The sequence below is a fragment of the Comamonas sp. genome (genome assembly GCF_036666375.1).
Taxonomy (GTDB): domain Bacteria; phylum Pseudomonadota; class Gammaproteobacteria; order Burkholderiales; family Burkholderiaceae_C; genus Comamonas.
Genome location: NZ_JAVWWA010000007.1, coordinates 73,011 through 82,522 on the forward strand (window position 1 = coordinate 73,011; position 9,512 = coordinate 82,522).

Consider the following 9,512-nt stretch of genomic DNA (forward strand, 5'->3'; position numbering starts at 1 on the left):
TTATTTTGCCAAGGCCTGCAGCGCGCGCTTGATGCCGTCGCTGACGCCGATATCGGGCGGCAGGGCCTTGAGCGCGGCCGCGGCTTCCTTGTCGTTGTAGCCCAGCGCCAGCAGCGCCTGCAGGATGTCGTTCTGGTGCTCGTTGGTGAACAGCGACTTCGAGCCCATGTCGGCGCCGATCTTGCCCTTGAGCTCGAGCAGCAGCCGCTCGGCGGTCTTCTTGCCGATTCCCGGCACCTTGATCAGCCGTCCCGACTCCTGCAGCGTCACCGCCTGGGCCAGGTCCTCTATGCCAATGCCGCTGATGATGGCCAGCGCCGTGCGCGGGCCCACGCCCGTGATCTTGATCAGCTCGCGGAACGTCTCGCGCTCGGATGCAGTGCCGAAACCAAACAGCAGCTGCGCATCCTCGCGCACGATGAAGTGCGTGAGCAGGCCCACCTGGGCCCCGGTCGCGGGCAGGTTGTAGAAGGTGCTCATGGGCACCTGCACCTCGTAGCCCACGCCGTGGCAGTCCACCAATACCGTGGGCGGGTTTTTCTCCAGCAGGGTGCCGGTCAATTTGCCTATCATTGAAGTCCTTTGCCGCCCCGTTGGCAGCTCTAGTCTGGAATTATCCGCGTGATCCTGCGCCACACCTTCACTCCCCACCACAACACCCGCCTGGGCCACCTCTGCGGCCCGGCCGATGCGCACCTGCGCACCATAGAAACCGCGCTCAAGGTGTCGATTGCCCACCGCCACGAGCAGTTCAAGATCGACGGCCCCAAGGCGCGCGCCCAGCAGGCGCTTGAAATGCTGCAGGCGCTCTACGAGATGGCGGACGACCCGATTCCCGAAGCCCATCTGCAGCTGATGCTAGCGGGCGATGCCGAACTGGTCGAGGCCCCGGTCGGCGCGATACAGCTGTCGACGCGCCGCGCCGACCTGCGCGCGCGCACCACCACGCAGAACCTGTACCTCGAGAATATCGCCAGCCACGACATCACGCTGGGCATTGGCCCCGCGGGCACGGGCAAGACCTATCTGGCCGTGGCCTGCGCGGTCGACGCGCTCGAGCGCAGCGCGGTGCAGCGCATCGTGCTCACGCGCCCGGCTGTCGAGGCCGGCGAGCGCCTGGGCTTTCTGCCCGGCGACCTGACGCAGAAGGTCGACCCCTACCTGCGCCCGCTCTATGACGCGCTGTATGACCTGATGGGCTACGAGAAGGTGCAAAAGGCCTTCGAGCGCAATGTGCTGGAGATCGCGCCGCTGGCCTTCATGCGCGGGCGCACACTCAACAACGCTTTCGTGATCCTCGACGAAGCGCAGAACACCACGCCCGAGCAGATGAAGATGTTTCTCACGCGCATAGGCTTTGGCGCCAAGGCCGTGGTCACGGGCGACGTGAGCCAGATCGACCTGCCCAAGGGCGCGATGAGCGGGCTGATTGACGCCGAGCGCGTGCTCAAGCGCGTCAAGGGCATTGCCGTGACGCATTTCACCAGCGCCGACGTGGTGCGCCACCCGCTGGTGGCGCGCATTGTCGACGCCTACGAAGCGCGCGGCCGCCAGCCCGCCGCGCGCAGCCGCACGCGCGCCAACGACGACTGAGTTTTTCCATGCCTCTACAACAACTGCAACTTTCCCTGCAATTCGGCCGCTTCGACGCGGCTGGCGCCCACCGCGCCGTGCTGTCCCGCAGCAAGGTCACGCGCTGGATACGCCACGCGCTGGCCGTGGACGCCGAAATCACCGTGCGCATCGTCGACGCCGAGGAAGGCCAGGCGCTGAACCTGCAGTACCGGCAAAAGGACTACGCGACCAATGTGCTGACCTTCGACTACCAGCAGGAGCCGACGGTGATGGCCGACCTGGTGCTGTGCGCCCCCGTGGTCGAGCGCGAAGCCCGGGAGCAGAACAAGACGCTCGAGGAGCATTACGCCCACCTGCTGGTCCACGGCACGCTGCACGCCCAGGGCTGGGACCACGAGACCGGCGAGCAAGACGCCGAGGAGATGGAAGCGTATGAAACCGACATCATGCGCGAGCTGGGGTTCGAGGACCCGTACGCGAAATAGCGCGACCCGCTCTTGCTCAACCGTTCGTGGTGAGCTCGTCGAACCATGAACGCCTGCCCTCCTGTCTGCAGCACAGGTCCCATCGAACAGCCCCTATCACGCCCCCGCCCTCCCAGCACCCCAAAACAGTCACCACTGTTTTGCCTTGCCGCTGTCGCGCATTTCCCCGCACCGGCCCGGGTCGCGCACTAAGATGGCGCGCATGACCGGCGACCACGCCGGCACCACAGGGGACAAGGCATGGGTGAATGGTTGTTGCTGCTTTCGGCAGCGTTTGTCGCGGGCGCGCTCAATGCGGTGGCCGGAGGCGGCAGCTTTCTGACGCTGCCGGCGCTGGTCTTCACCGGCGTGCCGCCGGTGATCGCCAATGCCACGGGAACGGTCGCGCTGCTGCCCGGCTACCTCGCGGGTGCCTGGGGCTTTCGCGAAGACGTGCAGTCGCCGCCGGGGCTGACTTTCAAGCGCGTGGTCGGCCTGTCGCTGCTCGGCGGCGCGACCGGCGCGCTGCTGCTGCTGTTCACGCCCGATGCCACGTTCCGCCGTGTCGTGCCCTGGCTGCTGCTGGCCGCGACCGCGATGTTCGCGTTCGGCCCGCGGCTGCGCCAATGGGCGGCCGGCGCGAGCCACGACCAGGCGCCCTCGCCCGTGAAAGCCGGTCTGGGCATGCTGGGCGTGGCCATCTATGGCGGCTATTTCAACGGCGGGCTGGGCATCGTGCTGCTGGCGCTGTTCGGCCTGCTGGGCCAGACCCGGCTCGCGGCCATGAACGGCATGAAGAACCTGGTCTCGGCGATGCTCACGGCGATTGCCGTCGTGGTCTATGCGGCCGGCGGCCTGGTCGCCTGGCCCCAGGCGCTGGGCATGATGGTCGCAGCCACGCTCGGCGGCTACGGCGGCGCGCGCCTGGCACGGCGCATTCCCGCACCCTGGCTGCGCGCGGGCATCGTCGTCACCGGGCTGGTGATGTCGGCGCTGTTCTTCTGGCAGCAGTAGCCGTCACGCGGCCGGGCGCGGAGCGATGCGCAGGGGCACGGTCACCGGGCCGTCATTGACCAGATGCACCTGCATGTCGGCCGCGAAGCGACCGGTCTGCACCTGGACATGGGCAGCCTGGGCCTGCTGCACCAGATAGTCATAAAGACGCCGGCCTTCGTCGGGCGCGGCCGCCTGCTTGAAGCTCGGGCGGTTGCCGCTGGCGGTGTCGGCGGCGAGCGTGAACTGGCTCACCAGCAGCAGGCCGCCTTCCACGTCCTGCACGCTGCGGTTCATCTTGCCCTCGTCGTCGCCAAAGATGCGCAGCTTGAGCAGCTTGGCCAGCAGCTTGTCGGCCTCGGCCTCGCTGTCGCCGCGCTCGGCGCAGACCAGCACCAGCAGGCCCTGGCCGATCTGGCCGCAAACTTCGCCGTCGACTTCCACGCGCGCTTCCTTCACGCGCTGCAATACGCTGATCATTTCACTGTTCCCTCTGTGGGCCCGGCTTGGCCTGGGCCTCGGTTTTTTCCAATGCGGTCACCGCCCCTACGGGCAGCAGTTCAATCGTTGCGTGCAGGCCTGGCTCGGCCTGCATCAGCGCCGCCTCGACCCGCTCGCGCTGGCGCGCGGCATGGCCCAGAGACCAGTCGGCAGGCACATGCATGTGCAGCGTCACAAAGCTGCGCTGGCCCGCACGCCGCGTTCCCAGATGGTCGAAATGCACCTCGTCGCCGGCGAAGCGCGCGAGCACGGCCTCGATGCGCGCCAGTGCCTCGGGCTCGACCGCCAGATCCATCAGGCTTTGGGACGAGCGCCAGACCAGCAGCAAGCCTTCCTTGCAGATGTTCAGCGCCACGCCTATCGCCACCGCGGCATCGAGCCACAGCCAGCCCGTGAGGTGGGCGGCAGCGAGCCCGACGACCACGCCTATGGAAGTCCAGACGTCGGTCACCAGATGCCGGGCATCGCCGTCGAGCGCCGCCGAGCGGTGCACGCGCGCCGAACGGAACATGACCCAGGCCAGCGCGCCGTTGAAGGCCGTGCTCACCAGCGACAGCGCCAGGCCCCAGCCCAGCTGCTCCAGCGGCGCCGGCGCCTGCAGGCGCAGCACCGCGGCCCAGAGGATGGCCAGGGCCGCGGCCAGCACCAGAATGCCTTCGAAGCCCGCGGAGAAATACTCGGCCTTGGTATGGCCGTAGGGATGGTCCTGGTCGGCCGGCCGCTGGGCAATGGTCACCATGGTCAGCGCGAAGATCGCACCGGCCAGGTTCACCAGCGATTCCAGCGCGTCCGACAGCAGGCCCACCGAGCCCGTCATCGCCCAGGCCAGGGTCTTGAGCGCAATCGTCAGCACCGCCACGGCGACCGACACCCGCAGCAGATTGGACGGGCTCAGCCAGCGCACCGCGCGCGGCGAACTCCACACCGATTCTTCGAGCATGCGACTCACTCCCTGGACATGGGCCGCGCGTGCGGCAGGCGGTGGATTAGAGCAGGCGCGCCTTGACGCTCTTTCCCTTGACCCGGCCGGCGTTGAGCTTGGCCACGGCCGCGCCCGCGATGCGGCGATCGACGGCGACATAGGTCGAGAAGTCGTTGACGTTGATCTTGCCGATCTGCTCGCGGGCATAGCCGAAGTCGGCGGTCATCGCGCCCATCACATCGCCGGCGCGGATCTTCTCGCGGCGCCCGCCGATGATCTGAATGGTCTGCATGGGCGGCACCAGCGGCTCGTTGCTCGCTGGCGTGAGCTCGCTCAGCGGGAACCAGCTTGAAGGCCGGCCCTGCAGCACTTCGATCTTGCCCACATTGCCCATTTCATCGAGGCTGGCGAGATTGAGCGCCAGGCCTTCGGCGTCGCCGCGGCCGGTGCGGCCCACGCGGTGGATATGGATCTCGGAGTCGGGCGTGACATCGACGTTGATGACCGCGGCCAGGTTCGAGATGTCGAGGCCGCGCGCGGCCACGTCGGTCGCGACCAGCACCGAGCAGCTGCGGTTGGCGAACTGCACCAGCACTTCGTCGCGCTCGCGCTGCTCGAGTTCGCCGTACAGCGCCAGCGCGCTGAAGCCCTGGGCCTGCAGCAGAGCGACCAGGTCGCGGCACTGCTGCTTGGTGTTGCAAAAGGCAATGCTCGACTCGGGGCGGAAATGCAGCAGCAGATCGGCCACGGCCTGCAGGCGCTGGCCTTCGCTGACTTCATACCAGCGCTGGGCGATCTTGCCTTCGCTGTGCTGGGCCTGCACGGTGATGCGCTGCGGGTTCTTCATGAAGCGCGCGCTCAGGTCGGCAATGCCTTCAGGGTAGGTCGCCGAGAACAGCAATGTCTGGCGCTCCTTGGGGCACTGGCGCACCACGGTCTCGATGTCGGCATGAAAGCCCATGTCCAGCATGCGATCGGCTTCGTCGAGCACCAGCGTGTTGAGCCCGGACAGGTCGAGCGCGCCGCGCTCCATCAGGTCCATGACACGCCCAGGCGTGCCGACCACGATGTGGGCGCCGTTTTCAAGGCTTGCAATCTGCGCGCGCGAAGGCACGCCGCCATAGACCGTCACGACCTTGATGTTGTCGTGGGCGCGCGCCAGCCGGCGGATTTCGGTCGCCACCTGGTCGGCGAGTTCACGTGTCGGGCACAGCACCAGCGACTGCACGGCAAACCAGCGCGGATTGAGCTTGGTCAGCAGCGCCAGGCCGAAGGCCGCGGTCTTGCCGCTGCCGGTACTGGCCTGGGCGATCAGATCCTTGCCCAGCAGCGCGGGCGGCAGGCTCGCGGACTGGATGGGAGTCATCTGGTGGTAGCCCAGCTGCTGCAGATTCTCGAGCATCGCAGGGCTGAGGGCCAGGGTGTCGAAACCGGTACTGGCGGAAGAGGAAGAGGCGTTCATGGACGCGATTATCCCGGGTCGGGCGCGGCCAGCGCGGCGCAGGGCTGTAGAGTCGGGGATTGGCGCTCTGCGTCATTGCGTCATGGCATCTGGTTACGTTATAAACAGGTATTCCCATAGGAAGGCAAATGCCACCCAGTTCCAGTGCGCCCGGCCTCAGCGACAGCGACAGCAATGCCATGCTGCGCCTCATCATCGATGCGGCGACAGGAATGATGGCCTATTACGAGGCTGAAACGCTGTGCTGCCGCTTCGCCAACCATGCGTACGCAACCTACTATGGCTTTGAGCCCGGCGAAATGCTCGGCAAGCAGCCCTGGGAGATCATGGGCGCTGACAACTGGCAGGCCATAGCCCCGCATGTAGAGCGCTGCCTGCGCGGCGAACATGTGCGCTATGTGCGCCAGGCACGCTCGCCCCAGGGCCTGCCGCGCGAAATCGAAGTGCGCATCACGCCCCACCTGGAGCAGGACACGCTGCGCGGCGCGGTGGTGCAGGTCACCGACCTGAGCCTGGGCCGCTCGGTGCAGCAGCAGCTCGACGAGAGCGAAGAGCGCATGCGGCTGTTTTCCGCGGCCACCCATGAAGCCATTCTGATCCACCGCGAAGGCATGGTGCTGGATGCAAATGCCGCGATGCTGCGGCTGATCGGCTACAGCCTCGAGGAAATCCGCGGCCAGTCGGCGCTGCAGTACCTCGACAAGGAATTCTGGCCGCTGGCGCTCGAAGGCATCCAGAGCCGACGCAGCACTTCCTACAAGGCCACGGTCAGGCACAAGGACGGCCACAGCATTCCCGTGGAAATCGACGGCCTGCCCATGCCCGACGGCGAAGGCACGCAGGACTTCCGCCTGGTCGTGATCCGCGACGTCACGGCCCACCAGCAGGCCCAGGCCCAGGTGCGCTTTCTTGCCGAACACGATGCGCTCACGCGCCTGCCCAACCGCTGGTATCTGAGCGAACAGCTTGAACAGCTGATCGCGCGCGCGTCTGGAGAACCTGGCGGTGGCAGTGCTGAGCCTGGACCTCAAGCATTTCTCGGCGATCAACGACTCGCTGGGCCATCTGGCCGGCGACCAGGTGCTGTGCGAGGTGGCGCAGCGCCTGTGCAGCTGCGTGCGCGGCACCGATCTGGTCGCGCGCGCGGGCAGCGACGAATTCATCGTCGTGCTCGCCGGCGGCACCTCGCGCGCCGAAACCGAGCTGATCACGCGGCAGATGGTCGCGCTGCTGGAGATGCCCTGCCAGGTGGCCGCGCAGCAGCTGGTGATCGCGCCCGCGATCGGCATTGCGATCTTTCCCGAAGACGGCGAGAACGTCGAGACACTGCTGCGCAATGCCAGTGCCGCCCGCTATCTGGTCAAGGACAACGGCCACGAACCGTTTCACTTCTACACGCCTGCGCTCGAAAGCCGCGCCAGCCGCATGCTCAACCAGGAGCAACTGCTGCGCCAGTCGATAGCGCTGGGCGGCTTCGAGCTGCATTACCAACCCCAGGTGCGCACCGACGACGGCACGCTCGCCGGCTTCGAGGCGCTGGTGCGCTGGCGCCATCCCGAGCGCGGGCTGGTCAGCCCCGAGGAGTTCGTCGCGCTGGCCGAGGCCCGCGGCCTGATCACCGCCATCGACCGCTGGGTGCTGCGCCAGGCCTGCAGCGAAGCCTGCGCCTGGTATGCCCAGGGCATGCCGCGCGTTCCCGTCGCCGTCAACATGTCGGCGCAGGAATTCCGCCATGCCGACCTGGCCAGCGACGTTGCCGCGGTGCTGGTCGAAACCGGTCTGCCCGCGCAGCTGCTGCACATCGAACTCACCGAGAGCACGCTGATGCACTCCGACGCCCAGGTCCAGCGCACGCTGCATGCGCTGCAGCAGCAGGGCGTGCGGCTGGCGATCGACGACTTCGGCACGGGCTACTCGTCGCTGGCCTATCTCAAGCGCCATCCGATTCACCAGCTCAAGATCGATCGATCCTTCATCACCGAGCTGCCCGGCAACGACGACGACGCCGCCATCGTCACGGCCATCGTGCAGATGGCCAAGAGCCTGCGCCTGCGCACCGTCGCCGAAGGCGTGGAAAACGCCGCGCAGCTCGAGATGCTGCGCACGCTGGGCTGCGAAATGGCCCAGGGGTATCACATCGCGCCGCCCATGCCCGCCGAGCAGGCGCTGCAATGGCAGAAAGATTATTGTCACAAGCTGCAGGCACAATAGGCCATGGAACAGTTCACGCATGACCGTGCCATCACCCGGCACACCACTCCAGAGCAGGCGCTCACCCACATCCAGCAGCTTTACCGCGAACAGGTCGGGCATCTGCGCGACGCGATGCAGCGCTTTGTCGCCGGCGAGACGCCCTCCTCGCCCATCCATGCGTTCTACCCCAAGGTGCGGGTCCATACCCACACCGTGGCGCGCGCCGACACCAAGCTGGCCTATGGCTTTGTCGAAGGCCCGGGCACCTACGAAGCCACGCTTACGCGGCCCGATCTGTTCGCCGAGTACTACGCCGAACAGCTGCGCCTGCTGCGCGCCAGCCACGACGTCGATTTCGAGGTGGGCCTGAGCGACAAGCCCATCCCCATCCACTTCTCGTTTGCCGAGAACGACCACATCGAAGGCACGCTCACGCCCGAGCGCCGCATGCTGATGCGCGATGTGTTCGACCTGCCCGACCTCGAGGCCATGGACGACGGCATCGCCAACGGCACCTGGCAGCCCCAGCCCGGCGGCGCGCTGCCGCTGTCGCTGTTCACCGCGCCGCGCGTCGACTACTCGCTGCACCGGCTGCGCCACTACACGGGCACCGCGCCCGAGTGGTTCCAGAACTTCGTGCTGTTCACCAACTACCAGTTCTACATCGACGAATTCATCCGCCTGGGCCATGCCGAGATGGCCAAGCCCGACAGCGAGTACTGCGCCTTTGTCGAACCCGGCAACGTGGTCACGCGCCGCGTGGGCCTGCCCGCCGAGGCCGTCGACGAACTCGGCACGCCGCCGCCGCGCCTGCCCCAGATGCCCGGCTACCACCTGGTGCGCGCCGACAGCAGCGGCACCACCATGGTCAACATCGGCGTGGGCCCGGCCAACGCCAAGACCATCACCGACCACATCGCCGTGCTGCGCCCGCATGCCTGGATGATGCTGGGCCACTGCGCCGGCCTGCGCAACAGCCAGCAGCTTGGCGACTACGTGCTGGCCCACGCCTATGTGCGCGAGGACCATGTGCTCGACGAGGAGCTGCCGCTGTGGGTGCCGATTCCGGCGCTGGCCGAGATCCAGGTCGCGCTGCAGCAGGCCGTGGCCGATGTGACGCAGATGCCCGGCAGCGACCTCAAGCGCATCATGCGCACCGGCACCGTCGCCAGCACCGACAACCGCAACTGGGAGCTGCTGCCCGACAACCTGCCCCAGCGGCGCTTCAGCCAGAGCCGCGCCGTGGCGCTCGACATGGAAAGCGCCACCATTGCCGCCAACGGTTTCCGCTTTCGCGTGCCCTACGGCACCTTGCTGTGCGTCAGCGACAAGCCGCTGCACGGCGAGATCAAGCTGCCCGGCATGGCCAACCACTTCTACCGCGAGCGCGTGGACCAGCATC

Annotated in this window: 9 protein-coding genes and 1 pseudogene; 6 read left to right on the forward strand and 4 right to left on the reverse strand. The window is 67.1% G+C overall.

Features of this window, described 5'->3' with window-relative positions; translation table 11 throughout:
* Positions 1–573: a Holliday junction branch migration protein RuvA gene (gene ruvA / locus RR928_RS02970; protein WP_332536567.1), complete on the reverse strand. Its 573-nt coding sequence runs from the start codon at positions 571–573 to the stop codon at positions 1–3.
* Between the two features lie 48 nt (positions 574–621).
* Between ruvA and RR928_RS02975 the strand changes: the two genes are divergently transcribed.
* From RR928_RS02975 to RR928_RS02985, 3 genes are all read left to right on the forward strand, one after another.
* Positions 622–1,593: a PhoH family protein gene (locus RR928_RS02975; RefSeq protein ID WP_332536568.1), complete on the forward strand. Its 972-nt coding sequence runs from the start codon at positions 622–624 to the stop codon at positions 1,591–1,593.
* Between the two features lie 8 nt (positions 1,594–1,601).
* On the forward strand, positions 1,602–2,060 hold the full coding sequence (ybeY, locus tag RR928_RS02980) for an rRNA maturation RNase YbeY (protein ID WP_332536570.1): 459 nt from the start codon (positions 1,602–1,604) through the stop codon (positions 2,058–2,060).
* Positions 2,061–2,300: 240 nt separating this feature from the next.
* Positions 2,301–3,053, forward strand: coding sequence for a sulfite exporter TauE/SafE family protein (locus tag RR928_RS02985; protein WP_332536571.1), 753 nt, complete (start codon positions 2,301–2,303; stop codon positions 3,051–3,053).
* A gap of 3 nt (positions 3,054–3,056) precedes the next feature.
* Here RR928_RS02985 and dtd read toward each other — a convergent pair whose 3' ends face one another.
* The 3 genes from dtd to dbpA are packed head-to-tail and all read right to left on the reverse strand — an operon-like array spanning position 3,057 to position 5,917.
* Positions 3,057–3,512 (reverse strand): D-aminoacyl-tRNA deacylase, encoded by a 456-nt coding sequence (gene dtd / locus RR928_RS02990; RefSeq protein WP_332681469.1) that lies wholly within the window; start codon positions 3,510–3,512, stop codon positions 3,057–3,059.
* 1 nt (position 3,513) lies between these two features.
* A complete protein-coding gene (locus RR928_RS02995; protein WP_332549827.1) occupies positions 3,514–4,473 on the reverse strand; it encodes a cation diffusion facilitator family transporter in 960 nt (319 codons plus the stop codon).
* 46 nt (positions 4,474–4,519) lie between these two features.
* The gene (gene dbpA / locus RR928_RS03000; protein WP_332549826.1) at positions 4,520–5,917 is read right to left on the reverse strand and encodes an ATP-dependent RNA helicase DbpA; all 1,398 of its coding nucleotides are present in this window, start codon (positions 5,915–5,917) and stop codon (positions 4,520–4,522) included.
* A 215-nt stretch (positions 5,918–6,132) separates the two neighbouring features.
* Between dbpA and RR928_RS03005 the strand changes: the two are divergent.
* The 3 genes and pseudogenes from RR928_RS03005 to RR928_RS03015 form a co-directional block, all read left to right on the forward strand.
* Positions 6,133–6,756 (forward strand): annotated as a pseudogene (locus tag RR928_RS03005) (PAS domain-containing protein); the annotation flags it as partial.
* Between the two features lie 166 nt (positions 6,757–6,922).
* Entirely contained in the window at positions 6,923–8,128 is a 1,206-nt protein-coding gene (locus RR928_RS03010; RefSeq protein ID WP_332681470.1) for a putative bifunctional diguanylate cyclase/phosphodiesterase, read from the forward strand.
* A gap of 3 nt (positions 8,129–8,131) precedes the next feature.
* Positions 8,132–9,512 (forward strand): AMP nucleosidase (locus RR928_RS03015; RefSeq protein ID WP_332681471.1); only part of this gene is annotated, 1,381 nt, incomplete at its 3' end.